The 26977-nt window shown below is 66.6% G+C and carries 27 protein-coding genes; 9 read left to right on the top strand and 18 right to left on the bottom strand.

What is annotated here, in order from left to right:
• Positions 1-3: 3 nt before the first annotated feature.
• Genes R5H32_RS07555 through R5H32_RS07540 form a run of 4 tightly spaced genes read right to left on the bottom strand, consistent with a single transcriptional unit; the run spans position 4 to position 2294 of the window.
• Positions 4-444, bottom strand: coding sequence for a MarR family winged helix-turn-helix transcriptional regulator (locus R5H32_RS07555; protein WP_318338077.1), 441 nt, complete (start codon positions 442-444; stop codon positions 4-6).
• Positions 445-447: 3 nt separating this feature from the next.
• Positions 448-1278 carry a carbon-nitrogen hydrolase family protein gene (locus tag R5H32_RS07550; RefSeq protein WP_318338076.1) on the bottom strand — a complete coding sequence of 277 codons (831 nt, stop codon included), beginning with the start codon at positions 1276-1278 and terminating at the stop codon, positions 448-450.
• 3 nt (positions 1279-1281) lie between these two features.
• On the bottom strand, positions 1282-1539 hold the full coding sequence (gene grxC / locus R5H32_RS07545; RefSeq protein WP_318338075.1) for a glutaredoxin 3: 258 nt from the start codon (positions 1537-1539) through the stop codon (positions 1282-1284).
• 38 nt (positions 1540-1577) lie between these two features.
• On the bottom strand, positions 1578-2294 hold the full coding sequence (locus R5H32_RS07540) for a ComF family protein (protein WP_318338074.1): 717 nt from the start codon (positions 2292-2294) through the stop codon (positions 1578-1580).
• Between the two features lie 31 nt (positions 2295-2325).
• Here R5H32_RS07540 and R5H32_RS07535 point away from each other — a divergent pair, with 31 nt between their 5' ends.
• Complete coding sequence (locus tag R5H32_RS07535) at positions 2326-3171, top strand: methyltransferase domain-containing protein (RefSeq protein WP_318338073.1); 846 nt, start codon at positions 2326-2328, stop codon at positions 3169-3171.
• A 50-nt stretch (positions 3172-3221) separates the two neighbouring features.
• Positions 3222-4289: a ferrochelatase gene (gene hemH / locus R5H32_RS07530; protein WP_318338072.1), complete on the top strand. Its 1068-nt coding sequence runs from the start codon at positions 3222-3224 to the stop codon at positions 4287-4289.
• Positions 4290-4364: 75 nt separating this feature from the next.
• Here the strand turns inward: hemH and R5H32_RS07525 are convergent, their stop codons facing one another.
• Together R5H32_RS07525 and R5H32_RS07520 are read right to left on the bottom strand one after the other, a co-directional pair.
• Positions 4365-4547 carry a hypothetical protein gene (locus R5H32_RS07525; protein WP_318338071.1) on the bottom strand — a complete coding sequence of 61 codons (183 nt, stop codon included), beginning with the start codon at positions 4545-4547 and terminating at the stop codon, positions 4365-4367.
• Between the two features lie 145 nt (positions 4548-4692).
• Positions 4693-5298 carry a L,D-transpeptidase gene (locus R5H32_RS07520; RefSeq protein ID WP_318338070.1) on the bottom strand — a complete coding sequence of 202 codons (606 nt, stop codon included), beginning with the start codon at positions 5296-5298 and terminating at the stop codon, positions 4693-4695.
• A gap of 187 nt (positions 5299-5485) precedes the next feature.
• Here R5H32_RS07520 and R5H32_RS07515 point away from each other — a divergent pair, with 187 nt between their 5' ends.
• The gene (locus R5H32_RS07515; RefSeq protein ID WP_318338069.1) at positions 5486-5995 is read left to right on the top strand and encodes a CAP domain-containing protein; all 510 of its coding nucleotides are present in this window, start codon (positions 5486-5488) and stop codon (positions 5993-5995) included.
• Positions 5996-6040: 45 nt separating this feature from the next.
• Here R5H32_RS07515 and R5H32_RS07510 read toward each other — a convergent pair whose 3' ends face one another.
• From R5H32_RS07510 to R5H32_RS07475, 8 genes are all read right to left on the bottom strand, one after another.
• Complete coding sequence (locus R5H32_RS07510; RefSeq protein ID WP_318338068.1) at positions 6041-6508, bottom strand: L,D-transpeptidase family protein; 468 nt, start codon at positions 6506-6508, stop codon at positions 6041-6043.
• A 123-nt stretch (positions 6509-6631) separates the two neighbouring features.
• Entirely contained in the window at positions 6632-7843 is a 1212-nt protein-coding gene (locus tag R5H32_RS07505; protein WP_318338067.1) for a class I SAM-dependent RNA methyltransferase, read from the bottom strand.
• Positions 7840-9672 carry an ABC transporter ATP-binding protein gene (locus R5H32_RS07500; protein WP_318338066.1) on the bottom strand — a complete coding sequence of 611 codons (1833 nt, stop codon included), beginning with the start codon at positions 9670-9672 and terminating at the stop codon, positions 7840-7842. Before R5H32_RS07500 ends, R5H32_RS07505 begins: the two co-directional genes overlap by 4 nt.
• Positions 9669-11522, bottom strand: a complete 1854-nt coding sequence (locus R5H32_RS07495; protein WP_318338065.1) for an ABC transporter ATP-binding protein — start codon at positions 11520-11522, stop codon at positions 9669-9671. Before R5H32_RS07495 ends, R5H32_RS07500 begins: the two co-directional genes overlap by 4 nt.
• A gap of 57 nt (positions 11523-11579) precedes the next feature.
• The gene (locus R5H32_RS07490; protein ID WP_318338064.1) at positions 11580-12176 is read right to left on the bottom strand and encodes a LysE family translocator; all 597 of its coding nucleotides are present in this window, start codon (positions 12174-12176) and stop codon (positions 11580-11582) included.
• 54 nt (positions 12177-12230) lie between these two features.
• Positions 12231-13373 carry a CCA tRNA nucleotidyltransferase gene (locus tag R5H32_RS07485; RefSeq protein WP_318338063.1) on the bottom strand — a complete coding sequence of 381 codons (1143 nt, stop codon included), beginning with the start codon at positions 13371-13373 and terminating at the stop codon, positions 12231-12233.
• A complete protein-coding gene (locus R5H32_RS07480; RefSeq protein ID WP_318338062.1) occupies positions 13370-13972 on the bottom strand; it encodes a CoA pyrophosphatase in 603 nt (200 codons plus the stop codon). The genes R5H32_RS07485 and R5H32_RS07480 overlap by 4 nt, the downstream gene beginning before the upstream one ends.
• Positions 13959-14960: an Hsp33 family molecular chaperone HslO gene (locus tag R5H32_RS07475; RefSeq protein ID WP_318338061.1), complete on the bottom strand. Its 1002-nt coding sequence runs from the start codon at positions 14958-14960 to the stop codon at positions 13959-13961. The genes R5H32_RS07480 and R5H32_RS07475 overlap by 14 nt, the downstream gene beginning before the upstream one ends.
• Before the next feature lie 75 nt (positions 14961-15035).
• Here R5H32_RS07475 and R5H32_RS07470 point away from each other — a divergent pair, with 75 nt between their 5' ends.
• Positions 15036-15479 (top strand): NUDIX hydrolase, encoded by a 444-nt coding sequence (locus tag R5H32_RS07470; RefSeq protein WP_318338060.1) that lies wholly within the window; start codon positions 15036-15038, stop codon positions 15477-15479.
• Here the strand turns inward: R5H32_RS07470 and R5H32_RS07465 are convergent.
• Positions 15476-16723, bottom strand: a complete 1248-nt coding sequence (locus R5H32_RS07465; RefSeq protein ID WP_318338248.1) for a fused response regulator/phosphatase — start codon at positions 16721-16723, stop codon at positions 15476-15478. The two genes, R5H32_RS07470 and R5H32_RS07465, sit on opposite strands and share 4 nt — an antisense overlap.
• A gap of 189 nt (positions 16724-16912) precedes the next feature.
• Here R5H32_RS07465 and R5H32_RS07460 point away from each other — a divergent pair, with 189 nt between their 5' ends.
• The gene (locus R5H32_RS07460) at positions 16913-17269 is read left to right on the top strand and encodes an Hpt domain-containing protein (protein WP_318338059.1); all 357 of its coding nucleotides are present in this window, start codon (positions 16913-16915) and stop codon (positions 17267-17269) included.
• Between the two features lie 9 nt (positions 17270-17278).
• Here the strand turns inward: R5H32_RS07460 and ilvA are convergent, their stop codons facing one another.
• Positions 17279-18526 carry a threonine ammonia-lyase IlvA gene (ilvA, locus tag R5H32_RS07455; protein WP_318338058.1) on the bottom strand — a complete coding sequence of 416 codons (1248 nt, stop codon included), beginning with the start codon at positions 18524-18526 and terminating at the stop codon, positions 17279-17281.
• Between the two features lie 149 nt (positions 18527-18675).
• On the opposite strand from ilvA, the gene R5H32_RS07450 reads away from it, so the two are divergent.
• From R5H32_RS07450 to msrA, 3 genes are all read left to right on the top strand, one after another.
• Positions 18676-19902 carry an argininosuccinate synthase gene (locus R5H32_RS07450; RefSeq protein ID WP_318338057.1) on the top strand — a complete coding sequence of 409 codons (1227 nt, stop codon included), beginning with the start codon at positions 18676-18678 and terminating at the stop codon, positions 19900-19902.
• A gap of 78 nt (positions 19903-19980) precedes the next feature.
• Complete coding sequence (locus tag R5H32_RS07445) at positions 19981-20265, top strand: SCP2 sterol-binding domain-containing protein (RefSeq protein ID WP_264771553.1); 285 nt, start codon at positions 19981-19983, stop codon at positions 20263-20265.
• A 117-nt stretch (positions 20266-20382) separates the two neighbouring features.
• Positions 20383-21003 (top strand): peptide-methionine (S)-S-oxide reductase MsrA, encoded by a 621-nt coding sequence (gene msrA, locus R5H32_RS07440; RefSeq protein ID WP_318338056.1) that lies wholly within the window; start codon positions 20383-20385, stop codon positions 21001-21003.
• Here the strand turns inward: msrA and R5H32_RS07435 are convergent.
• Together R5H32_RS07435 and R5H32_RS07430 are read right to left on the bottom strand one after the other, a co-directional pair.
• The gene (locus R5H32_RS07435) at positions 21000-21869 is read right to left on the bottom strand and encodes a PfkB family carbohydrate kinase (protein WP_318338055.1); all 870 of its coding nucleotides are present in this window, start codon (positions 21867-21869) and stop codon (positions 21000-21002) included. The genes msrA and R5H32_RS07435 overlap by 4 nt on opposite strands.
• Entirely contained in the window at positions 21866-24130 is a 2265-nt protein-coding gene (locus R5H32_RS07430) for an NADP-dependent malic enzyme (RefSeq protein WP_318338247.1), read from the bottom strand. Before R5H32_RS07430 ends, R5H32_RS07435 begins: the two co-directional genes overlap by 4 nt.
• Before the next feature lie 157 nt (positions 24131-24287).
• On the opposite strand from R5H32_RS07430, the gene mutS reads away from it, so the two are divergent.
• Positions 24288-26903 carry a DNA mismatch repair protein MutS gene (gene mutS, locus R5H32_RS07425; RefSeq protein ID WP_318338246.1) on the top strand — a complete coding sequence of 872 codons (2616 nt, stop codon included), beginning with the start codon at positions 24288-24290 and terminating at the stop codon, positions 26901-26903.
• Positions 26904-26977: the final 74 nt, after the last annotated feature.

The following is a 26977-nucleotide window of genomic DNA, read 5'->3' as shown; positions in this document are numbered from 1 at the left end:
CCCTTACGCCTTGTCGAGCCGTAGCCTGAGTTCGCGCAGGATCGGCAGGACCGCGCGCACCTTGTCGGACCCGATCGCCTTGACGACATCGCCGATGATCGGCGCAACGGAGGCAAGTGCGGCATCGCGCGCGGCGCGGCCGGCCGGGCTGATCGAGACAAACTTGCGCCGCGCGTCGTCCCAATCGGGCCGTATATGGATGTGGCCCGCCCATTCGAGCTTGCTCAACGTGTTGGTCATTGCCCCACGGGTGACGTGAAAGGCATCAGCGAGCTGCGCCGGCGAGCGTTCGTCGTTCACATGGGCAAGGTGGTTCAGCACCGAGAAATGGCTGAGCTCCATCCCTTTCGGCAGCGCCCGGCTCACGAGGTTGCGCGCAAGCTGGTCGGCCATGAAGACCTCGGAGAAGAGCGCGATGGCCAAAGGATCGTGGGTCTCTGCCATCGCTCACGGCCCCTCGTAGTCGCGGTCATGGATGAGCGAGGGCACCCGCCCGCGCGCCTTCGCCACCTCGGCCAAGTCGAGGTCCACATAGCTGATGCCGACCCCGGTCCCACCGTCGCAAATGACCTCGCCCCAGGGTGCTATGGCAAGCGAATGGCCATGGGTCCGACGCGGCCGGCCGCCATGTGCGGCGTGACTGCCGGTCTGGGCCGGGGCGAGCACATAGGCGCCGTTCTCGATCGCGCGGGCGCGCAGGAGAGACTCCCAATGCGCCGCACCCGTGGTGTCGTTGAAGGCGGCGGGCACCGTCAGCACCTCGGCCCCGGCCTTGGCAAGGCGGCGGTAGAGATGCGGGAAGCGGACATCGTAGCAGACCGTCATGCCGATCCGGGCAAAGGGCGCCTCCGCCAGCACCGCGCGGGCACCGGGTCGGTAGCCGGCCGATTCCCGGTACTGCTCGGTCTCCGACACCGTGACGTCGAACATGTGGATCTTGTCGTAGCGCGCGGCGATCGCGCCATCGGGTCCGATCAGGAACGAGCGGTTGGCGAAACGCCCGTCCGAGTCATGGGTCTTGAGCGCGAGCGAGCCGATCAGCAGCCAGAGGCGAAGCTCCGTCGCCTCGGCCCGAAGGGCGGCAAGTGTCGAATCATCCTCCTCGTGGCGCAGCACCGCGTTCTGATGCCCGCGGTCCGAGGACACGCAGTTGGTGACCTCGGGCGTCAGCACGAAGCCGGCCCCCGTAGCGGCGGCCTCCCGCACCATCGCCCGGACAACCGGCAGGTTTTCCGCCGGGTCGTCGCTGGACGAGAGTTGCAGAAGCGCCGCCTTCATCTCTCAAGCCGCCAGCATGGGATCGAGCTTGCCGATCCGGTCGAGCGCGTGGAGGTCGTCCGATCCGCCGATATGTTCCCCGTCGATGAAAATCTGCGGCACCGTGTAGCGGCCATGCGCGCGCTCCATCATCGCGGCGCGAAGCTCGGGGTCGCCCGAGACGTCGATCTCCTCGAAGGCGACGCCCTTGGCAAGCAGCAGCCGCTTGGCGGCAAGGCAATAGGGGCACCAGGGGGTGGTGTAGATCTCGACGCGGGGCATGAAGGTCCTGATCCTTTGGTCGGGGCGACTATAGGGATTTAGGCATCCTTCGCAACGCGTGCCAGAACCAGGACCGAGACCGAGGCGGCACCCGCGCCAAGGCAGGCATCGGCCGCCGCCGCGAGAGTCGCGCCCGAGGTCATCACGTCGTCGACGAGCAGGATGTCCCGGTCCCGGGCCATATTGCCACGACGGGGATGGAGCCGGATCGCGCCCGCGACATTGCGGAAACGCCCGTCGCGGTCGCGGCCGTCCTGGCTTGCGGTCCGCCGCGCGCGCTGCAGCAAATCCGGGCAATGGTCGAGCCCGGCCTTGCGCGCGAGCGCTTTAGACAGCTCCGCCGACTGATTGAAACGCCGCCGCAGGAGCCGCGTCCAGTGGAGCGGCACCGGCACCACGAGCATGCCCGGCGTGACAATCGGCCGCGCCGCGCGCAGGAGCCAGTCGGAGGCCGGTCGCGCGAGGTCGAGCCGGTCGCCGTGTTTCAGCGCAAGCACCAGCTTGCGGCCGTTGTCGGTGTAGAGCATCGCCGCGCGCCCGCGCTGCCAGGGACGCGCGAGCGTCAGGCAGTCGTCGCAATACTCCGCCCGGCCCTCGTCCTCGCCGGGCAGCGGTGCGCCGCAGCGGTCGCATACGAGGCCCGTGATGAAGGGTGTCGTGCGCCAGCATGGGCCGCAGAGGCCAAAATCGGCATCGGTCGGCTCGCCGCAGCTGATGCATTGGGGCGGAAAGAGGAGTGAAAGCGCGCTTTGCATTCCGCCCCGAAGGCTTCTAGTTTCGCCCATCATGACCCAGCCTACGCCCCTCACCGACCGCGCAGCACTTCGCCGCAACCGCGCCCGTGCCGTTAGGCAGGGTGCCGAGACCTTCCTGCATGACGAGGCCGCCGCCGAGATCGAGGAAAGGCTGGGCGAGGTTAACAAACGGTTTACCGCACCGGCGATCGTCACCGGTTTTCCTGAGGCGTGGTCGACAATTCTGCCTGGAGCGCGGATTGTCGAGGACACCGAAACACTCGATCTGGAACCCGGCGCACATGACCTGGTGATTCACGGCCTCGCGCTGCATTGGGCGAACGATCCGGTCGGCCAGCTCGTGCAATGCCGGCGGGCGCTGAAACCGGACGGGCTGTTTCTCGGCGCGATGTTCGGCGGGCGAACGCTCGCCGAGCTCCGCGCCGCGCTCGCCGAGGCCGAAAGCCGGCTCACCGGTGGGCTGTCGGCGCGCGTCCTGCCGATGGGCGAGATCCGCGATCTCGGCGCGCTTTTACAGCGCGCGGGCTTCGCGCTGCCGGTCGCGGACGCGGCGAGGAAGACCGTGACCTACCGCACCGCCTTTCACCTGATCTCCGACCTGAGGGCGATGGGCGAAGGCAACGCGCTCAGTTCCCGTCCCCGGCGGGCGGCTCCGCGCGCGCTCTTCCCCGAGGCGGCGCGTATCTATGCCGAGAGTTATCCCGCTGTCGATCACCGCATCGCCGCGACCTTCGAAATGATCTTCCTCACCGGCTGGGCGCCGGATCCGAGCCAGCAGCAGCCGCTCCGTCCCGGCTCAGCCGCATCGCGGCTCGCGGATGCGCTTGGCGCGACTGAGACGCCGCTCGGGCCCTTCTCGAAGTCGGGCGATCATTGACGCGGGCGCCAATCCGGCTATCTCGGAACCCGGACAGCAAGGGAGCGGACATGAAGGACAAGATCGACCGACCCGGCGACGGGCGCCTCGTCCATGCACCGGCCGACCACCCGCCGGTGGCGCGGTCGCGCATCGGCATCCTCGTCGCAAATCTCGGCACGCCGGACGGCTACGATTATTGGCCGATGCGGCGCTACCTGAGCGAGTTCCTCTCCGACAAGCGAGTCATCGACTATCCGTCGTGGAAGTGGCAGCCGCTCCTGCAGCTCATCATCCTGTCGAAACGGCCCTTCACCTCTGGCGCGAACTACAAGTCGATCTGGAACCACGAGGAGGGCGAAAGCCCGCTGATGACAATCACGAAAGCGCAGGTCGCGAAGCTGCGCGAAGCCGCGGCGGCGCAGTTCGGTGACGGCGTGATGGTCGAGTTCTGCATGCGCTACGGCAACCCCTCGACAGCGAGCGTCGTGCGCCGGATGGTGGCCGCGGGCTGCGAGAAGATCCTGTTCCTGCCGCTCTACCCGCAATATGCCGGCGCGACCTCGGCCACCGCGAACGACCAGTTCTTCCGCGCCCTGATGGAAGAGAAACGCCAGCCTGCGGCCCGCACCACGCCCGAGTACTTCGACCATCCGCTCTATATAGAGGCGCTGGCACAGTCGGTGGAGCGCACCTATGCAACGCTCGACCAGAGGCCCGATGTGCTCGTCGCGTCCTACCACGGGATGCCGAAGCGCTACCTGATGGAGGGCGACCCCTATCACTGCCAGTGCCAGAAGACCTCACGGCTCCTGCGCGAACGGCTCGGCTGGGGCGAGGGCGCGATCGACACCACGTTCCAGTCGGTCTTCGGCCCCGAGGAATGGCTGCGCCCCTATACTGTGGAGCATGTTGTCGAACTCGCGAAGGCGGGCAAGAAGCGAATCGCGGTGATATCGCCGGCCTTTTCGGCCGATTGCATCGAGACGCTGGAAGAGATCCAGGGCGAGATCCGCGAGGCGTTCGAACATGCAGGCGGCGAAAGCTTCACCTACATTCCCTGCCTCAACGACGACGACGCGCATATCGCGGCACTGATTTCGGTCATCACCGACAATCTGGCGGGCTGGATTGCCTGATCGGTTCCGGATTTCAGGCAAAGAAAAAGGCGGTGGACAAAGCCACCGCCTTTTCCTCGAAGAACGTGCGTCCGATCAGTTGGCCGCCGCGGCCGCGATCAGGATGAGCGCGAGGATACCGACAACGATACCGGCCGACGAGCTGCTGGACTGCTCTTCGACGATCGGCTCCGGCTCCATGACCGGCTCAGCCATGCCGCCGGCGAAAGCGGTGGTGGCGGAAATCGAAAGTGCAGCGGCGAGCGCGAGCTTTTTCATGTATTCTCTCCATTTAAGCCGTGGCGAAATTTGCGATGAGGTCCGCCACAGTTTCATTCTTCACCTCGTATTACCCACTAGCGCACAAGATTCCAGCATTGCAACCGGCAGTTAGCGGGTAATACCAAAGGTTTCATGCTTGTAGTCAAATTAGCAACACCTGTGTGCCAACCTGCGTGAGCGAATACAATTCGGCGATGTGTTCGTTATACAGGCCGACGCACCCGTTGGACGAGCGCCGACCGATCTTGCGCGTGTCATGCGTGCCGTGGATCCGGTAATACTGCCACGACAGGTACAGCGCGTGGGTGCCGAGCGGATTGTCGGGTCCCGGCCCGACGTAATCCGGCCACTCCGGGTTGCGCTTCTTCATTTCCGGCGTCGGGCGCCATTCCGGTCCCACGATCTTGCGCACGATCTCGGTCCGGCCACGACGGGTCAGATCCTCGGTCAGCGGCACGCTGGTCGGATAGAGCCGGTAGATTGTCTGATCTTCTGACCAGAAATGCAGCGCCCGCGAGGTCGTGTCGACGAGGACCGCGCCGTTCCGCGTGTTGCTGAAATACGGCTGCCACTGCAACGAGCGGAAACTCGAGACGTTGCGGCGGGTGTTGGAGCCGATATCGCCCTCGACCTCGTATGTCTCGGGGCCGGTCTGCGCCAGCGCGGGCGCCGCGAGCGTCGCGCCGAACGCGGCCGCGGTTCCCAGGACCGCGCGGCGGCTGAATGTGCGGGTGGGATTGGAGCTCATCCTCAGGTCACCTTATTCCGATGTTATTAGGCGGGCCGTTGCCCGTGACGCGGCGCAGATTATCGGCACCGGCAGGAATTCTCAATTCACGCTGCCGTCAGAACATGCCGATCGCGCAAGAACGCGTTTGAACACTGTTGGCCGAGCCTGTAAAGGACGGGATTGCAGAAACGAAGGTAGCCATTCCATGATAAGACTTCTCGGCCTGTTTCTTGTCGCCGCGCTGACCGTCGCGGGCTGTGCCACGACACCGCCGGCCGTCGGTCCGGACGGACGTCCGCTGCCCAAGGCCTATGTGATCAAGCCGGGCGACGAGGGCCGCGTCACCTATTCGATGGTGGATTCGGTCAACACGCTGCGCAGCGCCGCGGGCGCCGCGCCGCTGACCCTGAATTCCCAGCTCACCGCCGCCGCCGCGACCCATTCGCGCGACATGGCCGTCCAGAACCGGCCTTGGCATTTCGGGTCTGACGGCTCCTCGCCGCTTCTGCGGGTGCAGCGCGCGGGCTATCCCGGCATGATGCTCGGCGAGAACATATCGGAGACCTACGAGACCGAGCTCGAGACGCTCTCGGCCTGGATGGACCTGCCGGACACGCGTGCGGTGATCCTCGATCCGAACGCGCGCGATGTCGGCTTCTCCTGGTATCAGGAGCCCGGCGGAAAGATCTGGTGGACGCTGGTGACTGGCGGTTAAACTTTTCTTACCAAGTGAAAAAGGCGGCCATCGGGCCGCCTTTTCTTATGGCAGGATGTAGATGGGCGTTCCCTCCCGGACCATGGAGTAGACCTCTTCCATCTCGCGGTCCTTGACGGCGATGCAGCCCGCCGTCCAGTCCTTGCCCCGACCACGGTTCTTGCGCGCCCTGCCGTGGATAAAGATGTCGCCCCCCGGCGACTTTCCCAACGCTTTCGCTTGGGCGACGTCCTGTTCGTTCGGATAGGAGATGCCGAGCGACAGGTGATAGCCGCTGTTCGGGTTGCGCCGGTCGATCAGGTACGCGCCCTCTGGCGTGCGCTGGTCGCCTTCATATTGCTTGTCCCCGATCGGATTCCCGCCCAACGCGATCTTGTAGCTCTTGAGCGCCCTAGTACCGTGAACGAGATGCATCTTGCGCTCGCCCTTGTAGATGACGATGCGGGTGACCTCCGGCCCGTTGTAGGTGCGGAACTTCGACCCGCACCCGGCCAGCACGCCCAGCGCCGCCATCCACATGAATGATCTGCGGTTCAACATGATCACTGCCCTTGCCTGCGTACTTTGTTTTTTTCGATTTTACACGCAACCGGATCGTTTCGGAAGCAGGCAGATTTCCGCCGATGCGAGATCCGGTCAGCGTACGAACCGCGCCACCAACTCGACGTGCGGTGACCAGCGGAACTGGTCAACGACCTGCACCCAGTCGAGGCGGTAGCCGGCGGCCGTGATGATTCGCGAATCACGCGCAAATGTCACTGGGTTGCACGAGACCGCAGCAATGACGGGAACCCCCGAACCCGCGAGTTCGCGCGCCTGCGCCTCGGCCCCCGCGCGGGGCGGATCGATCACCACGGCGTCGAATCGTTTCAGCTCGTCCGGCAGCAGCGGCCGCCGGAACAGATCGCGCGCTTCGGTCGTGACCCGGTGCAGCCCCTCGGCGCGCCGCCACCCCGCGTCGAGCACGGCGAGCATCGTGGCCTCGCCCTCGACCGCATGGATTTCGGCGGTCTCGGCCAGGGGCAGCGCGAAGGTGCCACAGCCGGAAAAGAGATCGGCGATCCGCCGCGCGCCACCGACAGCGTCCCGCACCGCCCAGACCAGCGCCGCCTCGCCGTCTTCGGTCGCCTGAAGGAAGGCGCCGGCCGGCGGCGCGACGCTTGCGGCACCGAAACGCTGCGCCGGCGGACGGCGATTGGCGACCGGCTCTCCGTCCCAGGTCAACCGGGCGAGACCGGCGGTATCGGCGAGCTGCGCAAGTTCCGAAAACAGGCTCTGTTCCAGCGGTTTTCCACCCGAAACCGCCAGATCGACGCCACCGTCGCTGCGCGTGACGGTAAGCGCGAGCTCGCCCTTCCGCGAGGCGCCGAGCATGGTGATTTCGCTGAGGACCGGCATCACGTCGATCAGATCGGGATGCAGAAGCAGGCAGCCCGGTATCTCGACGAGCGTGTCCGAGGCGCGGCCGTGAAAGCCGACGAGCGCGCCCTTCTTCGTCCGCCGCCCGGCCAGCGTCGCCCGGCGTCGGGAGCGCGCGGCTGAGGTGATGACCGGTCGGAACTCCGCCTCCAGCCCCTGCGCGGCGAGTGCTGTACGCACCACGTCGGCCTTCCAGTCCGCGACGAAATCGTCCGAGGCATGCATCAGCGCGCAGCCGCCGCAGGCGCGGTAATGCGCACAGGCGGGTTTGACCCGTTCGGGCGACGGCGAGACGATCTTCGGGCTCGCCATGCGGCCGGCCTCGACCTCGCCCTCGACGACCTCGCCGGGCAGTACCATCGGCACGAAGACCGGACCTTCGGCGATCCCGTCGCCGAGATGGCCGAGACGCTCGATTGTCAGCTTCACTCCGCCGCCTCCTCGACGCAGATGAAGCCGCCCGACTGCCGATCCCAGTAGCGCGCGTAAAGACCGCCGAGCGCCAGCAGCTCGGCATGGCTGCCCTCCTCGACGATCCGGCCCTGATCGAGCACCACGATCCGGTCCATCTCGGCGATGGTCGAGAGCCGGTGGGCAATCGCGAGCACGGTCTTGCCCTCCATCACCCGGTGCAACGCGCCCTGCACCTGCGCCTCGACCTCGCTGTCGAGCGCCGATGTCGCCTCGTCCAGCACGAGGATCGGCGCGTCCTTCAGGAAGGCGCGGGCAAGCGCGATGCGCTGGCGTTGGCCGCCCGACAGTTTCACACCGCGTTCACCGAGGTGAGCCTCGTATCCCGTGCGGCCCTTGTGGTCTTGCAATGTCTTGATGAACTCGTCCGCCTCGGCGGCCTTGGCGGCGGCGATCATCTCCTCCTCGGTCGCGTCGGGGCGGCCGTAGAGGATGTTGTCCCGCGCCGATCGGTTGAACATCGCGGTTTCCTGCGTGACCATGCCGATCTGGCGGCGCAAGCTTTCCTGAGTGACCTCTCTAACGTCCCGCCCGTCCACCAGAATCCGCCCCTTTTCGGCGTCATAGAGCCTGAGAAGCAGCGCCACCAGTGTCGATTTTCCGGCACCGGAGGCGCCGACGATCCCGATCTTCTCGCCCGGCCGCACCGTCAAGTTGACCCCGTCGAGCCCGCCCTTCTTGCGGCCATAGGCGAAGCTCACATCGTCGAAGCGAACCTCGCCCGCGATCTGGTGAAGCCGGCCGGCATCGGGCGCATCGGTCAACGTATGCGGCGGGGTCAGGGTGCGGATGCCATCCTCCACCTCGCCGATCGAGGCATAGATCGACATGAGGGTAAAGCTGACCCAGCCCGTCATCTGCGCGATGCGGATGGAGACGGCCCCCGCAGCGGCAATGTCCCCCGCCGTTGCGTGGCCGTGCGACCAGAGCCAGAGCGTGCCGCCGATCAGGATCACCGGCAGCACCCCGGCAATGGTCATCAGCGCCAGCCGGAACCAGGCCGAGAGCACCCCGAAGTCGAGCGCGGTCTCGCGAAAGCCCGACATGGCGCGCAAAGCCGCCTTGTCCTCGTGATCGGCATGGGCGAAGAGCTTCACGGTCTTGATGTTGGTGATCGTGTCGACGACCTGCCCGGTCACCATCGCCCGCGCCCCGGCCCGCGCCGCCGACTTGCCGCGCACGCGGGGCAAGAAGGCGCGAATTAGGGCGAGATAGGCAATGATCCAGACGCCCAGCGCCGCGGCCATCCAAGGATTGATGGTCAGGAGGAACAGCACCGACCCGATCATGGAGGCCAGCGCGAAAGCGATCGTGTTGATCGACTCGCTCGCGACATCGGTCACCGCGCGCGCGGCCTGCATCTGCTTCTGCGCGATCCGCCCGGCAAAGTCGTTGTCGAAGAAGGTGACCGCCTGCCCCATCGTCCAGCGATGCAGGCGCGACAGCACGAGCGGCAGCACGTTCGGCTGCACCACGATCGAGTTCGACGCCGCCGAAAGCCCGAAGGCAACGGGGCGCAGCACGACGAGGAAGAGGACGAAGCCCAGAAGCAGCGGCCAGTGGTCGGTGAAGATCGTCGCGGCGCTGGCAGAGGTCGCGAGATCGACGACCGCGCCGAGATACCAGGCAGTGACGACCTCCATCGTGCCGGCCGTGGCCGAAAGGATCGCCGCCAGCACGAGCGGCCCCCAGGCGCCGGAAAGGCACCAGAGCATAAAGGCGCCGAGCGTCCTCGGCGGCGGGCCTTCGGCGGGGCGGAAGGCGTCGATCATGTCGCCCATCTTCATTCCGCGGCCTCCTGCTCCTCGTCCGTTCCAATGAAGCCGCCAGACTGCCTTTCCCAGAAACGGGCGTAAAGGCCGCCTTTCGAAATAAGCTCGGCGTGAGTTCCCGCTTCGGCGATGCGACCATCGTCGAGCACCACGATCCGGTCCATCCGGGCGATGGTCGAAAGCCGGTGGGCGATGGCGATCACGGTCTTTCCCTCCATGACGCTGTAAAGCGTCTCCTGGATCGCGGCTTCGACCTCGCTGTCGAGCGCCGAGGTCGCCTCGTCCAGGACAAGGATCGGCGCGTTCTTCAGGATCACGCGCGCGAGCGCCACCCTCTGCCGCTGGCCGCCAGACAGCTTCACCCCGCGTTCCCCGACCTGCGCGTCATAGCCGGTACGGCCTCCGGGATCGGTCAGGTCGCTGATGAAGTCGTGCGCCTCGGCCCGTGTCGCGGCCTCGATCATCTCCGCCTCGGTCGCCTCGGGCCGGCCGTAGAGGATGTTGTCGCGCACCGAGCGGTGCAGGAGCGAACTATCCTGCTGTACCACGCCGATGCTGTGGCGCAGGCTGTCTTGCGTCACCGCGGCGATGTCCTGCCCGTCGATCAGGATCCGACCGCCTTCGGCATCGTAGAACCGCAGCAGAAGCTTCACGAGCGTCGACTTGCCTGAACCGGAGCGGCCGACGAGCCCGATCTTCTCGCCCGGATTGATCGTCAGATCGACGCTGGCGAGCCCGCCGAACCCGCGGCCGTAATGGTGGGCCAGCGACTGGATTTCGATCTTGCCTTCACGGAAAGCGAGCGGCTTCGCCCCGGCGCGGTCGGTGAGCGTGATCGGTTGGGCGATGGTCTCCATCCCTTCCGCGACGACGCCCAGAGCCTGGACGAGGTTCGAGGTCGCCCACATGATCCAGTAGGTCATGTTGTTGAGCCTGAGGACGAGCGCGGTGGCCGCCGCGACAAGCCCGACGGTCGCCTGCCCGGAATACCAGAGCATCAAGGCGAGCCCGGTGACCGAGACGATCAGGAAGCCGTTCAGCGCAGTCAGGGCGACATCCATCCTTGTGAGGATCCGCATTTCCGCCTGGAGCTTCTCGCGGGCGATCTCGATCGCCTCGCCAGTATAGGCGATCTCCCGGTCGTGATGCGCGAACATCTTGACCGAATGGATATTGGTGTAGCTGTCGACGATCCGCCCCGTGACGAGCGAGCGCGCATCCGACGCCGCCGTGGAGGCCGGTCCGACATGCATCACCGTCCAGCGCAGGAGCGCGACATAAAGCGCGATCCAGACCAGAAGCGGCACGACCAGCCGCGGATCGGCGCTCGACAGGAGCGCGGCAGACCCGATCAGCGTCGCCACCGCGAAAGCGACCGCATCGAAGGTCTGGAACACCGCATCTCCGGCGGCGGGCGGCGTCTGCACGATCCGGTTGGCGATGCGGCCGGCGAAGTCGTTCTCGAACCAGCCGACCGGCTGACGCAGGACGTGGCGGTGCGACCGCCAGCGAATCAGCGTGGCGAAGTTCGGCAGGATCGCATTGTGCAGAAGCGCCACGTCGATCCCGGAAACGATCGGCCGCAGCACGAGGACCGTGACCGCGGCAACGGCGAATTCTAGCCCGTGCGCGCGCATGACCTCGGCCGGCGAGCCCGCGGCGAGCAGGTCCACGAGCCGCCCGACATACCAGATCAGCCCGACCTCCAGTGCCGCCACCACCATCTTCAGCGCCCCCGTTACCGCGAAGACTGTTTGGAACGGCCGGGCATAATCCATCAGGAAGCGCAGGACCTGCTGCGGCGGCGCGTCCTTTTCTTCATAGGACGCATAGGGATCGACGAGGTTCTCGAAGAACCGGAACATCGGCGGGGCCTTTCGGGTTGCCGAACGGATATAGCGCCGCGCGCGGGAAAGGCAAACTCAGTGCCGCACGAGTTCCACGATCGACAGCACGATCAGCGCGGCCATAACGAGGTTGAAGACCTTGAGCCGCTTCGCCGTGGTCAACCAGCGCGCAATCGCCTGCCCGGCGTAACACCAGGTCGCGCCCGAACCGAGGCCGAGCGTCAGGAACACCGCGGTGACGATCGCCGCCGTGGTGATCGGCGCCGCCGGCAGGATGAACTGCGAGGTCGCCGCGACAGCCATCGACCAGGCCTTGGGATTGACCCATTGGAAGCCCAGCGCCTCGATGTAGGTCATCGGCCGCGCATCGGCCGATTTAGACCCTATTCCGCCCGAAGTCGCGACTTTCCAGGCGATCCAGAGGAGCAGCGCCGCGCCGCCCCAGCGCAGCGTCTCGCGGAGGATCGCGCTCGCCTGAAAGAGCCCGCCGAGCGCGAGGCCGACCACGAGCAGCATCAGCGGGAAGCCGGTCGCCACGCCCAGCCAATGCGGGATCGTCCGGCGGAAGCCGAAGTTCGCGCCCGACGCGGCGAGCATCGCGTTGTTGGGGCCCGGCGTGAACAGCGTGGCGATGGCCAGCGCGACAAGCGCCGGGAAGGCTTCGGGCAGCATTGGAACCCTCGGATGTGGAATGCCGCGCATCCTGACCGAAGCGGCCGGCGGATTTCAACCCAGCAATTGTTCCCGTGACAATTTGAAGTCCGACGCGATCCAGCGCGCCTCGAGCTCCTTCAACCGCGCGCCGAGCGCCAGCCCGGACAGCGCCGGCATCAGGTCGGCGGCGCGGATCGGAAACTCGGCGGCGGCGCCCTTCGCAACCTCGGCCTCCCACCCCTCGGGCAGCGACGCCTCAAGCAGGGCGGCGCGCAAGAGCACGATGTCGCGGGCAAGCCCCGCATCGTGGCGGTAGGCCAGCTCCGCCGGAGCCATCACGCCGCCGACTCCCTCGGTCAGGATTTCCAGCCGCCGCGCCTCGTCGCGGGACAGGCGCAGCGTATTAACGCGATCCTCGCCGCCGAGCACCGCGAGGCGCCTCAGCCAGTCGGGCGCATAGGGCGGCTCGACATGCACGAGCGGGCCCAGCGCGCGCGGATCGGCACCCGGCAGGATGCGGGCGAGAACGCCGGTCGCCTGCATCGCCGCGACCGCCGGGGCGGGATCGGGTGCGGCGAGCAGCCGGCGCATCTCGTGGCCGATCCGTTCGCGCGAAAGCGTGTCTATTCCAGCCGAATTGGCAGCGCAGGCGGCGATCGCCTCGGCATCCATCCCGGCCTCGGCGTCGCCGTAGAGCGCATGGAAGCGGAAGAAGCGGAGAATCCTGAGATAGTCCTCGCGGATCCGCGCATCGGCATCGCCGACAAAGCGCACCCGGCGGGCCTGAAGGTCGGGAAGCCCGCCGATCGGATCGACGATCCGGCCCTCGGCATCGGCGTAGAGCGCGTTCATGGTGAAGTCGCGCCGCGCCGCGTCTTCCTCGATCCGGCGCGAATAGGCGACCCTGGCGCGCCGGCCGTCGGTCTCGACGTCGCGGCGGAAGGTGGTGACCTCGTGCGGCTCGCCCCTGACGATGACCGTCACCGTGCCGTGCTCGATCCCGGTCGGCACGACCTTGAGCCGAGCCTTGCGGCCAAGCTCGACCACGCTGGCGGGTTCGGCGTCGGTGGCGATGTCGATATCCGCGACCGGCCTGCCGAACAGCGCATTGCGCACGCAGCCGCCGACGAGATAGGCCTGATAACCGGCATCGGTCAGAAGATGCAGCACCCGCTGCACCCCCTCCTCCGCGAGCCATTCGCCGCTGATCCTCATGCCGCCATCCGGTCCGCCAGCGCCCTGAGGATCCGCGCGGTTGCGCCCCAGATGTAATAGGGGCCGTAGGGCACGACGTAGTAGCGCCGCATTTCGCCGCGCCAGCGCCGGCCCTCGACGCGGAACCGCGCCGGGTCAGAGACATGGGCAAGCGGCACAGAGAACACCTCGTCGACTTCTCCGGCCTCCGGCACAGGCTCAAAAGCGTGTCTGATCCGGCCAAAAACGGGAGTGACGTTGAAGCCCGTCACGGTCTCATGCGCCGCCCAGGTACCGAGAACCTCGACCGCGCCCTCGGGCAGGCCGATCTCCTCGCGCGCCTCGCGCAGCGCCGCCTCGACCGGACCGGCATCGGTCGCGTCGACCTTGCCGCCGGGAAAGGCGATCTGGCCGGGATGGTGCTTCAGCCGCGATGAGCGTTTGGTCAGAACCACCTCGACCCCCGCCGGGCCGCATAGGAACGGCACCAGCACCGCCGCCGGCCTGAGTTCACGGCCCTCGGGCAGCACCGTACCGGGGTTGAGATCGTAATCAGACGTGTCGCGGCCGGGCCGCTGCAGCGCCCGCAGCACCGCGGCCAGCGGGTCACTCACCGTCATCGGGCGCCTTGGTCGCCTCGAAACCGAGCGTCGCCGGATCGAATTCGTAATGCGCGCCGCAGAACTGGCAATCGGCGGTGACGATGCCGTCATCGGTGGTCATGTGGATGATGTCCTTGGCCGAATAGATCGACAGGCTGTCGCGCACCTTGTCCGAGGAACAGGAACAGCCGAACTGTACCGACTGCGCGTCAAAGACCCGCGGCGCCTCCTCGTGGAAGAGCCGCACCAGGAGATCGGTTGGTGCGACCTGCGGGCCGATCAGCTCCAGCTCCTCGACGGTGTCGAGCAGGACGTTGGCGCGCGTCCAGTTCTCGCCCTCCTCGCCGTCGAGTATATCCTCTGCCGCGAGCAGCCCGCCCTCGCCGCTTCCGCCATCGGTGGCCGTCGGGGTCGAGGCCTTGGGCATGTGCTGCAACATCACTCCGCCGGCACGCCAATGCTCGGCCTCGCCCGGCAAGGTCGAGCGGCCAAAGGACAGCGCGAACCGCGTCGGAAGCTGCTCGGACTGGGCGAAATAGGTCTCTGCACAGGCCGAAAGCGAGCTACCCGACAAGGGCGTGATGCCTTGGTAGGGGACGTTGCCCGAGCCCTGGTCGATCAGGATCGCAAAGTAGCCCTCGCCGATCTGGGCGAAGCCCGGTGCCGCGGGATGCACCCGCTCCTCGTCATAGGACGCCCAGCCGCGGATCCGCGCGGAGCCGCCATCGGCGGACGGAGCGTAATAGTCCGTGGCGATGATCCGGACCGGACCGTCACCGCGGATCTGCAGCGAAAGCCTCCAGCGCAGCTTGATCGTCTGGCCGATCAGTGCAGTCAGAAGTGCCGCCTCGGCCACCAGCGCCTCGACCGCGGCGGGATAGCGGTGCTGGGTCAGGATCCGGTCGAGAACGCCGTCGAGACGCGCCACACGCCCGCGAATGTCGGACCGGTCGAGCTGGAACGGCAGAACGGTATCGTCCCAGGCGATCTTGGTCAGGTTGGTCATGGGGTTTCCTTGTGGCCTGCGCCCTGCCATACCGCGACTATATGGGGACGACAACCTCGCGGCCAAGGGCGGAGCATGATCAGGCGATTCGGGGAACCTCTGGTGCGGGGCCAGCGTTACGGGCTCAGGCATGGCGTCTATGCCGTCCTCTTGCAGGGCCGGGATATCCTGCTCACGTATCAGGCGGAGCCCGATCCGGAGTTCCAGCTTCCCGGCGGCGGCATCGACCCGGGGGAGTCGCCGCTCTGGGCGCTGCACCGTGAGGTGCGCGAGGAAACCGGCTGGTCGATCACCGCGCCGCGCCGAATCGGCGCGTTCCGGCGGTTCGTCTACATGCCCGAATACGACAAATGGGCCGAGAAACTCTGCACGATCTACCTCGCCCGTCCCGGTCGCCGCTACGGCCCGCCGACCGAGCCCGGCCACAGTGCGATCTGGATGCCCGCCGAAGCGGCGGTGCCGATCCTGGCCAATAGCGGCGATCGGCATTTCCTTTCACTGGCCCTGCGCGCCATCTAGTCCCGGTTCGCCTTCGCACCGTGAAACTCAAAGAAGACGCCCGAGATGTCGTCGCCGAATTCCGCGCCCGCGAAACCGGCCAGGTCCTGCATCAGTGCGTCGAGGAACGCGGCGCCCGACACACCCGACCGCAGGGTCATCAGCCGCGCGAGTTCGTCTTCGCCAAGTTGCACACCGGCTTGGTTTTCGGCCTCGGTGATACCGTCCGACATCAGGAACAGCCGGTCTCCGGCCAGGAGCTGCGCCTCGAAAGGTTCGTAGCCGGCCTCCTCGACCAGGCCGATCGGCAGGCCGCCCCGCCCGATATACTCCACCCGGCCATCGGCACGCAGGATCGCCGGATAGGGATGGCCGGCCTGCACCATGACCACGCGGCCGGTCACGAGATCGACATCGGCATAGGCCAGGGTGAAGTAGTTCTCGGTCTGCAACTCGCGGAACACCAGCCGGTTCAGCTGCGCGGCAAGGTCAGCCGGGTCGCGCGCGTCGTAGATCCCGAACTCGGTCAGCACCAGCGCCACGTTCTGCTCGGGTGAATTGCCCGACAGGTAGCCTGCCAGACGCGCGGTCATCAGCGCAGAGGTGATGCCGTGACCGGAAACGTCGATTGAGAACAACCCGACCCGGCGGGCGTTGATCGGGAAAAACCCGACGAGGTCGCCACCGACATGGCCAGAGGGCCGAAGGAGCAGGCTGACCTCGGCATTGCCAAAATCGCGGTGCCGTTCGCGCACCAGGCTTTGCTGGAGCTTTCTCGCCTCCACGAGGTCGCGGTCGACCGAATCGTAGATCGCCTGAAGCTCTTCCAGGGTGGAGGACAGCAGCCGGTTCTTTTCAGTGAGTTCTCGCTCCATCCTGAGAATCCGCTCGCCTGCAGCGATTCGGGCCCGCAGCTCGTCACCGCTGACCGGCTTTGTGAGGAAGTCGTCTGCGCCGCCTTCGAGGCCGCGGGCGATCTCGGCGGATTCTGTCTTGGACGTCAGGAGAATGAAGTAGGTGTAGCCGCTTTGAAGCCGGTCGCGGAGGGCCTGGCAGAATTCGATCCCGGTCATGCCGGGCATCATCCAGTCCGAAATCACCAGATCGGGCGCGGCGGCCGCCGATAGATCCAATGCCTCCTCGGCGCTTCCGGCTTCGAGAACCTCATATCCCGAGCGCGCGAGCTGGGAGCTGAGAATCCGCCGCTGCATCCGGCTGTCATCGACTACCATCACACGACGCACCGCGGCCGCGGCACCCGCCATGCCGGTCTCTATCGTCGGGCTTGCCTGCACTCAAATGATCCTTCGCCCGGGCAATCCGGTCGCCGCCGAACGCTAGCGCCGGCCGGGTTAAGATCATCTCAACAGGCTGGCGCAGCCGTGACTTTCCGCCGGTTAACCTGCCCGCAAGACTCCGGGCCTAGAGTTCCGGCACAAGACATTTCTTCCGGGATGGGCACGATGATAGATTGGCAGCGGGTGAACGATTTGCGGGCCGAGGTCGGCGCCGACGGGCTTGGCGAAATCGTGGAGTTGTTTCTCGACGAGGTTGAGGGGATCGTGATGCGGCTCGGAAAGGCCCCGGACCCGGCGCGCTTCGAGGCCGATTTACATTTCATGAAAGGCGGCGCCTGGAATCTCGGCTTTGCCGAATTCGGCGCCCTGTGCCAGGACGGAGAACGCCGCGCCGCGGCTGGCCGCGCGGACGAAATCGACATCGACCGCATCGTCGCAAGCTATTTTGCATCCAAGGACGAATTCATGGCCCGACTCGCGACCGGCGCTGGCGCAGGCATGTCCGCAGCCTGACCGCCCTGTTTAGATCAGGAACTCGGCCAGTGCCTCGTCCTCAGTGATATCGCGGTACGTAAAGGCCGCGTCGTCGAGCTTTGAGAACAGGGCGACGAAATTGTCTGCGCGCTTGGTTTCGATACCAATCAAGACCGAGCCGAAGTTCCGGGCCGACTTCTTCAGGTATTCGAACCGGGCGATATCGTCGTCCGGGCCGAGCATGGTCAGGAATTCGCGCAACGCACCGGGACGCTGCGGCATGCGCAGGATGAAGTACTTCTTCAGCCCGGAGTACCGCTGGGCGCGTTCCTTGACCTCGGGCAGGCGTTCGAAATCGAAATTGCCGCCGGAGGTGATGCAAACCACCCGCTTGCCGCGGATCGCCTCGGCCAGCACCGGAAGAACGTCGACCGACAGCGCGCCGGCAGGCTCCAGCACGATGCCCTCGACGTTCAGCATCTCGAGCATCGTCACGCAGATCCGGTCCTCCGGCGCGGCAAGGATCTGCTCGGCCCGCGCCCAGCTCAGGCGGTCAAACGGCTCGGCGCCGATCCGGGCCACCGCGGCTCCATCAACGAAACTGTTGAGCCGTTTCAGCGTCACCGGTTCCCCGGCCACGACGGCGGCTGCCAGGCTCGCGCCGCCCGCGGGCTCGACGAAGCGATAGTCGGTCCCCGGCGCAACCACGCCGAGATAGCCGATCACGCCCGAGGCGAGGCCGCCGCCGCCGACCGGCAGGATCACCAGATCCGGCGCCGAACCGAGCTGATCAAGAATCTCGACCGCCACGCTTGCCTGACCCTCGATCACGTCGGGGTCGTCGAATGGCGACAGGAAATGGGCGTCGGCCTCGACGCAGTACCGTTGCGCGGCCGCGAGCGTCTGGTCGAAATAGTCGCCGACCAGTTTGATTTCGACACTATCCTGCCCGAAAACCTTGGTCTTGTCGATTTTCTGCTGCGGCGTCGTCACCGGCATGAAGATCGTGCCGCGGACCCCGAAATGGCGGCAGGCATAGGCGACGCCCTGGGCGTGGTTGCCAGCACTGGCACAGACGAAATGGCCGTGCGCGGGGTCGGCGGCCAGCGTCTTGCGCATCGCGGTGAAGGCGCCGCGCAGTTTGTAGCTGCGCACCGGGGTCAGATCCTCGCGCTTGAGCCAGATCTCGGCACCGTACCGGGCCGAGAGGTGGTCGTTGCGCTGCAGCGGCGTCGGCGGGAACAGGCTCCGCAGCGCCTCGGTCGCCTGCCGTGCCGCCTTTGCAAAACCGTCCATGATCGTGCCTCCGCTCGTGATCCGGCTCTTCGGCCATGAACCGGCGCGACTGTCAAGGAAGCGATGCCTGCTTGCGGCACCCGTTGCTTGCCCTTGCGTCGAAACTCCGTTAATCGCGGCGCGATTGCCCCTCGCCGACGGAGTGCCCCATGTCCGCGCCCAAGAAAGTCGTCCTTGCCTATTCCGGCGGTCTCGACACCTCGATCATCCTGAAATGGCTGCAGACCGAATACGGCTGCGAGGTCGTGACCTTCACCGCCGATCTCGGCCAGGGCGAGGAGCTGGACCCCGCGCGCCGGAAGGCGGAGCTTCTGGGGATCAAGCCCGAGAACATCTATATCGAGGACGTCCGCGAGGAATTCGTGCGCGACTTCGTCTTCCCGATGTTCCGCGCGAATGCGCTTTACGAGGGGCTCTACCTCCTCGGCACCTCGATTGCCCGGCCGCTGATTTCCAAGCGGCTCGTTGAGATCGCCGCCGAGACCGGAGCCGACGCTGTGGCGCATGGCGCGACCGGCAAGGGCAACGACCAGGTGCGGTTCGAGCTTTCGGCCTATGCGCTCAACCCCCACATCAAGGTCATCGCGCCGTGGCGCGAGTGGGATCTGACCTCGCGCACCAAGTTGCTGGAGTTCGCCGAGGCGAACCAGATCCCGATCGCCAAGGACAAGCGCGGCGAGGCGCCGTTCTCGGTCGATGCGAACCTTCTGCACACCTCCTCCGAGGGCAAGGTGCTGGAGAACCCGGGCGACGAGGCGCCGGACTATGTCTACCAGCGCACCGTGCATCCCGAGGAAGCGCCCGATGCGCCCGAGATGGTGGAGATCACCTTCGAGAAGGGCGACGCGGTCGCGATCAACGGCGAGGCGATGAGCCCGGCTGCGATCCTCACGAAACTCAACGAACTCGGCGGCAAGCATGGCGTCGGCCGGCTCGACCTCGTGGAAAACCGTTTCGTCGGCATGAAGTCGCGCGGGGTCTACGAGACGCCGGGCGGCACGGTGCTTCTGGAGGCCCATCGCGGCATCGAGCAGATCACGCTCGATAGCGGCGCGGGGCATCTCAAGGACTCGATCATGCCGCGCTATGCCGAGCTCATTTACAACGGCTTCTGGTTCTCGCCCGAGCGCGAGATGCTGCAGGCGCTGATCGACAAGAGCCAGGAGCATGTCTCCGGCACCGTCCGCGTGAAGCTCTACAAGGGCTCGGTCCGGACCGTCGCGCGCTGGTCGGATCACTCGCTTTACAGCGAGAAACACGTCACCTTCGAGGAGGACGCCGGCGCCTACGACCAGAAGGATGCCGAGGGTTTCATCCGCCTCAACGCGCTGCGCCTGAAGCTGATCGCCACACGCAATGCGCGGGTGAAGGACTGAAGCCTTCGTGACGTAACGCTCCGGTTGCGCCTCGAAGGCCGCCGATCCTAGATCCTTCCGGACAACCGGGAGGATCTCATGCCGCTAGACGCCATCGCCGCCGACATTGCCAGGACGCTCGAGACCCGGAACTTCTCCGGGTCGCTCAAGTTCGACTGCGGCGAGGCCGGGGTGATCGTGCTGGCCGACGGCACCGCCTCGACGTCGGACCGCGAGACCGACTGCACGCTGACGATCTCAGAGGACAATCTCGTGAAGCTCCTGACCGGCAAGCTCAACCCGATGACCGGGGTGGTGCTCGGCAAGCTGAAGGTCTCGGGCGACCTCGGCGTGGCGATGGGGCTTGCGAAGCTTCTGGGCTGAAACAGTCTCTTTTCTGGCTGAAATCGCGCCGGACGAGCGGTTGCTCACGACGCTTCACGGGAAGATGACTTGCCGTCGGGCCGAGTTCCTCCATGCTTCGGCAAACCGGAGGCCGCCATGCTGAGACTTGCCCTTGCCCTGACTTTCCTCGCCAGTCCGACCCTGGCCGCGACCGAAACCGCGATCGTCGCGGGCGGTTGCTTCTGGTGCGTGGAGGCGGATTTCGAAAGTGTGCCAGGGGTGAAAGAGGTCGTCTCGGGCTATACCGGCGGCAAGACTGCCAATCCGACCTACAAGCAGGTCAGCGGCGGCGGCACCGGCCATTACGAGGCCGTAGAGATCCGCTACGACCCGGACAAGATCAGCTACCCGAAGATCCTCGAGATGTTCTTCCGCTCGATCGACCCGACCGATGCCGGAGGCCAGTTCTGCGACCGGGGCGAAAGCTATCGCACAGCGATCTTCGTGAAGGATCAGGGTCAGCGCAACGCGGCCGAAGCTGCGAAGGCCGCGGCGGAACTGGCGCTCGGCCGGAAGATCGTAACGCCGATCCTGAAGGCGAAGCCGTTCTACGAGGCCGAGGCCTACCACCAGGATTACTACAAGGGCACCGACCTGGTGCTGACCCGGCGCGGCCCGAAGCGGCAGGCGGAGGCCTACAAGTTCTACCGCAAGGCCTGCGGCCGCGACGCTCGGATTGAGGCGCTCTGGGGCAGCGCGGCGCCCTTCGCCCACTAGGCCCGGAAGGCCTCGACCTCGTTCAGCGTCGGGATCGCATCGGCGGTGCCGTGGCGCGTGACCTTGAGGCTCGCCGCCGCGCCGGCAAGCGACAGCGCCTCGGCCGGCGTCCGGGCGGCATCGCGGGCGGCGGCGAAATAGCCCGCAAAGGTGTCGCCGGCGCCGGTCGTGTCGACCGGGCGCACCTTCACGGGCGCGGCTAAGGCACGGTCACCCTCGCGCGAGCGCCATTCGGCGCCTTCGGCGCCGCGCGTCACCAGAAGTTCGGGCACGTCGATCAGGTCGAGCCCGATCCCCATCGCCGCGGCGAGCTGATCGGCCTCGACCGCGTTAAGGGCCAGAACGGAGACGTTTTCCAGAACCGCCTGCACCGCGCCGATATCGAAGGGGGCGGCGGAATAGATCACCCGCATGCCACGCTCACGCGCCAGTGCGGCCGCTTCGGCCTGATGCGCCGTCTCGTTCTGCAAGAGCAGCGTGTCGCTTGGCCCGGCACCGGCCAGCGCGGCTTCGATCAGCGAGAATGGCAGAGCCCAGTTGGCGCCGGGAAAGAGCACGATGGCATTTTCGCCGCCCGCATCGACGTTGATGATCGCATGGCCCGACGGCGTGTCGAGCCGGGCGACATGGCTTGTATCGACCCCCCAGCCAGCCAGCCGGTCCACCGCCCAGGCACCATCGGGCCCGACCGCGCCGATATGGACGACCCTCGCCCCGGCCTTGGCGGCGGCGGCGGACTGGTTCGCGCCCTTGCCGCCAAGTCCCACCGTGTAGCTCTCGGCCGCCAGCGTCTCGCCGGGCGCCGGCAGATGCGGCACCCGGTAGAAGTGGTCGATGTTGATCGAGCCGAGATTGTAGATCGTCATCCCTGTCCCAGCCGGCAGGCGGCGATCACCGCCATGTTGAGGATATCGTTGACCGTGGAGCCCATCGAGCAGATCTGGATCGGCTTGTCGACGCCGGTCAGGATCGGTCCGATCACGGTCGCGCCCGCCATCTCCTGCAGGAGCTTCACCGAGATCGAGGCCGAATGCCGTGCCGGCACGACGAGCACGTTGGCGGGCCCGGTGAGTCGGCAGAAAGGATAGTGCGCCAACTGCTCGGGATTGAGCGCCACGTCCACGGTCATCTCGCCGTCGTACTCGAAATCGACCCCGCGCTCGTCGAGCACGCGCGGCGCCTGGTGCATCTTGGTTGCGCGCTCCGAGACCGGGTAGCCGAAGGTCGAGAACGACAGGAACGCGACGCGCGGCTCGATCCCGAGGCCACGGGCCACGAGCGCGCCGCGCTCGGCGATATCGGCGAGGTCGTTCTCATCGGGCCATTCATGCACCAGCGTGTCGCCCAGGAAGATGATCCGGCCGCGATGCACGATCGCGGTGATGCCGACGGCGCCATCCTCGGCCCTCACGTCAAAGACATGGTTGATGAGGCCGAGCACATGGGCCGACTTGCGCGTGGCCCCGGAAACGAGGCCGTCGCCGTGGCCGTGCGCCAGCATCAGCGCCGAGAAGACATGGCGGTCACGCGCGGCAAGGCGATGAACGTCGTGCCAGTCGAAGCCCTTGCGCTGCAGCCGCTCGTAGAGGAACTCCTTGTAGGTATTGAGATGCTTGGTGTTGGCGGCGTTCACGACCTCGATTTCGCCGACTGCATCGGCGAGCCCCTCGGCGTTGAGCTTCTCGGCCACGTCGTGCTCACGGCCCACGACCAGCGCCTTGCCGAGCCCCGCGCGCTGATAGGCGACGGCGGCGCGCAGCACGCGCGGGTCGTCGCCCTCGGCGAAGATCATCCGCGCCTGGGCGGCGCGAGCACGGGCATGGATGCCCTGCAGGATCGAGGCCGTCGGATCCATCCGGCTCTTGAGGTGAAGCTCGTAGGCCTCCATGTCGATGATCGGCCGACGGGCGACGCCGGTATGCATCCCGGCCTTTGCGACCGCCGGCGGGATGACGTGGATCAGGCGCGGGTCGAACGGCGTCGGGATGATGTAGTCGCGCCCGAACGAAAGCTTGCGGCCATAGGCCATCGCCACCTCTTCCGGCACCGGCTGTCGGGCGAGCTTCGCCAGTGCCTCGGCGCAGGCGATCTTCATCTCGTCATTGATCGCGCGGGCATGGATGTCGAGCGCCCCGCGGAAGAGATAGGGAAAGCCGAGGACGTTGTTGACCTGGTTCGGGTAGTCCGACCGGCCGGTGGCGACGATCGCATCCTCGCGCACCTCGTGCGCCTCTTCCGGCGTGATCTCCGGATCGGGGTTGGCCATCGCGAAGATGACCGGGTTCGGCGCCATCGAAGCGACCATGTCCTGCGTCACCGCGCCCTTGGCCGACACGCCAAGGAAAACGTCGGCGCCACGCATCGCGTCCTCGAGCGTCCGCGCGTCGGTCTTGATCGCATGGGCCGATTTCCACTGGTTCATGCCTTCCTGGCGGCCCTGGTAGATCACCCCCTTGGTGTCGCACATGATGCAGTTTTCCGGCCGCGCGCCCATCGTCTTGATCAGTTCAAGGCACGCGATGCCCGCCGCCCCGGCGCCGTTCAGCACGATCCGGCAATCCTCGAGCCGCTTGCCCGACAGTTCCAGCGCGTTGATGAGCCCGGCGGCACAGATGACGGCGGTGCCGTGCTGGTCGTCATGGAACACCGGGATGTCCATGATCTCCTTCAGGCGGCTTTCGATGATGAAGCATTCCGGTGCCTTGATGTCCTCAAGGTTGATGCCGCCGAAGGTCGGGCCCATCAGGCTGACGGCCTTGATGATCTCGTCGGCATCCTCGGTATCAAGCTCGATGTCGATCGCGTTCACGTCGGCGAAGCGCTTGAAGAGGACCGCCTTGCCTTCCATCACCGGCTTCGAGGCCAGGGCCCCGAGATTGCCGAGCCCGAGGATCGCGGTGCCATTCGACACGACCGCGACCATGTTCCCCTTGACCGTGTAGTCATAGGCGGTGCCGGGATCGGCAGCGATCGCCTCCACCGGCACCGCGACGCCGGGCGAATAGGCCAGGCTGAGGTCGCGCTGCGTCGCCATCGGCTTCGAGGCGTTGATCTCGTACTTCCCGGGCGTGGGGTTGAGGTGATAGGCAAGCGCCTCTTCAGGCGTGACGCGGTTCTTCGGAGCCATAAGCGACGTTTCCTTGATCGTTTCCGCCGTCATAGCGCCGCTTCCCTCGGGTCACAATGCACCGATTAGCGGCTTTTCCCCGGGGGCACGGTTTTGTAGGGTCTCGGCGAGGATCGAGGGGGTGCGCGTGAACGCTCAGGACGGCAATGTGACGCCGATGATGGCACAGTTTCTGGAGATCAAGGGGCGCTACCCGGACGCGCTCCTCTTCTACCGGATGGGCGATTTCTACGAGATGTTCTTCGACGACGCCGAGGCGGCGGCTTCGGCGCTCGACATCGCGCTGACCAAGCGCGGCCAACATCTCGGGCAGGACATCCCGATGTGCGGCGTCCCGGTGCATTCCGCCGAGGGCTATCTCCTGACGCTCATCCGCAAGGGCTTCCGCGTCGCCATCGCCGAGCAGATGGAGGACCCGGCCGAGGCGAAGAAGCGCGGCTCTAAATCGGTCGTGGCGCGCGACGTGGTGCGGCTCGTGACGCCCGGAACGCTGACAGAGGAGTCGCTTCTGGAGGCGCGGCGCCACAACTTCCTCGCCGCCTGGGCCGAGGTGCGCGATGCGGCCGCTCTCGCCTGGGTCGATATCTCCACAGGCGAGTTCCGGGTGATCCCCTGCCCGGCCTCCCGGCTTTCGCCGGAACTGGCCCGGCTCGCACCGCGCGAGGTCATCGTCAGCGAGGCGAAAGAGGCTGATCTGGCCGGAATAGTCTCTGATTCCGGGGCCGCGATGACGCCGCTCTCGCGGGGATCCTTCGACAGTACCGGGGCTGAAAAACGCCTTTGCGAGCTTTTCGACGTCGCCACGCTCGACGCCTTCGGCAGCTTCGACCGGGCCGAGGCCTCGGCGATGGGCGCGATCGTCGACTATCTCGACCTCACCCAGCGCGGAAAGCTGCCGCTTCTGCGCCCGCCCCTGAAGGAAGTGCCCGGCGGGTCGGTACAGATCGACGCCTCGACGCGGCGCAATCTGGAAATCACCCAATCGCTCTCCGGCGGGCGCGATGGCTCGCTGATCGCCGCGATCGACCGCACTGTGACCGCGGGCGGCGCGCGGCTTCTCGAACGGCGGCTCTCCGCCCCCTCGCGTGATCTCACCGAGATCCGCGCGCGACTAGAAGCGGTTCGGTTCCTCACCGGAGAAGCCCGGCTCGCAGAGGCGTTGCGCGCCGACCTCAGGAAAACGCCCGACATGGGCCGGGCGCTGTCGCGGCTCGCCCTCGACCGGGGCGGCCCGCGCGACCTCGCCGCAATCCGCGTGGGTCTCGCCGAGGCCGGGTCCATTGCCCGGCGGCTTGACGGAGACGCGCCGGCACGGCTCGCGGGTGCCGCGAAGGATCTCGTCGGTTTCGACGATCTCGTGGCCTATCTCGAGGCGGCCCTGGTGGCGGAGCCGCCCCTTCTCGCCCGCGACGGTGGCTTCATCGCGGCCGGCCACAACCCCGACCTCGACGAGGCGCGGCAACTGCGCGACGAGGGTCGCGGCGTGATCGCCCGGATGCAGGCCGACTACATCGCCGAGACGGGCATCCAGAGCCTCAAGATCAAGCACAACAACGTGCTCGGCTATTTCATCGAGACGACCGCGACCCATGCCGAGAAGATGCTCTCGGCGCCCCTGAACGAGACCTTCATCCACCGCCAGACCACCGCCAACCAGGTGCGCTTCACCACGGTACCGCTGTCGGAGATGGAAACCCGGATCCTCAACGCCGGAAACCTCGCGCTCGAGATCGAAAAAAGGCTCTATGACGGCCTGAAAGCGATGGTCCTCGACGCCTCGGCGCTCGTCTCGCAGGCCGCGCGCGCTCTCTCCGAGATCGACCTCACCGCCGCCTTCGCCGACCTCGCGCGGGGCGAGGACTGGTGCGAACCGCAGGTCGACGACAGCCGCGCCTTCGAGATCGAGGGCGGGCGGCACCCAGTCGTGGAGCGCGCCCTGAAACGCACAGGCGAGCCCTTCATCGCCAATGACTGCCTGCTGACTGCTTGCGATACCCCCTCGATCTGGCTCTTGACCGGCCCCAACATGGCCGGCAAGTCGACATTCCTGCGCCAGAACGCGCTCCTCGCGCTCCTCGCGCAGGCCGGCAGCTTCGTCCCGGCGCGCCGCGCCCATATCGGGCTCGTCAGCCAGCTTTTTAGCCGCGTCGGCGCCGCCGACGACCTCGCCCGCGGGCGATCCACCTTCATGGTCGAGATGGTCGAGACGGCGGCGATCCTCAACCAGGCCGACGACCGGGCACTCGTCATCCTCGACGAGATTGGCCGCGGCACCGCAACCTATGACGGCCTGTCAATCGCCTGGGCGACGCTCGAACACCTCCACGACGTGAACCGGGCAAGGGCGCTCTTTGCCACCCATTACCACGAGATGACCGCGCTCGCGCACAAGCTCGACGGCGTGGAAAACGCCACCGTTGCGGTGAAGGAATGGGAAGGCGAGGTGATCTTTCTGCACGAGGTCAGGAAGGGCGCGGCCGACCGCTCCTACGGCGTGCAGGTGGCACGGCTTGCCGGCCTGCCCGCAGCGGTCGTTGAACGGGCGAAGGTCGTGCTCGAGGCGCTCGAGAAGGGCGAGCGCGAGGGCGGGACGCGCAAACACACGCTGATCGACGACCTGCCCCTGTTCAGCGCCGCGCCCGTCTCCCCGCCGAAGCCGGCGAAACAGGACTCGAGGCTGAAAGACCGGGTCGCCGCCCTTCATCCCGACGAGATGACACCGCTCGAAGCGCTATCGGCGCTCTATGAGCTCAAGACCTTGGCCGGCGACTGACGCGCCCGGCCTGCCTTTCTTCATTGCCAAAATACCCCACGGGGGTGCGGGGGTGTGAAACCCCCGCCTGCGAC

Source organism: Defluviimonas sp. D31 (genome assembly GCF_033436765.1).
GTDB lineage: Bacteria > Pseudomonadota > Alphaproteobacteria > Rhodobacterales > Rhodobacteraceae > Albidovulum.
The sequence above is the reverse complement of the archived record's forward strand: the minus strand, read 5'-3'. Positions and strand labels throughout refer to the sequence as shown.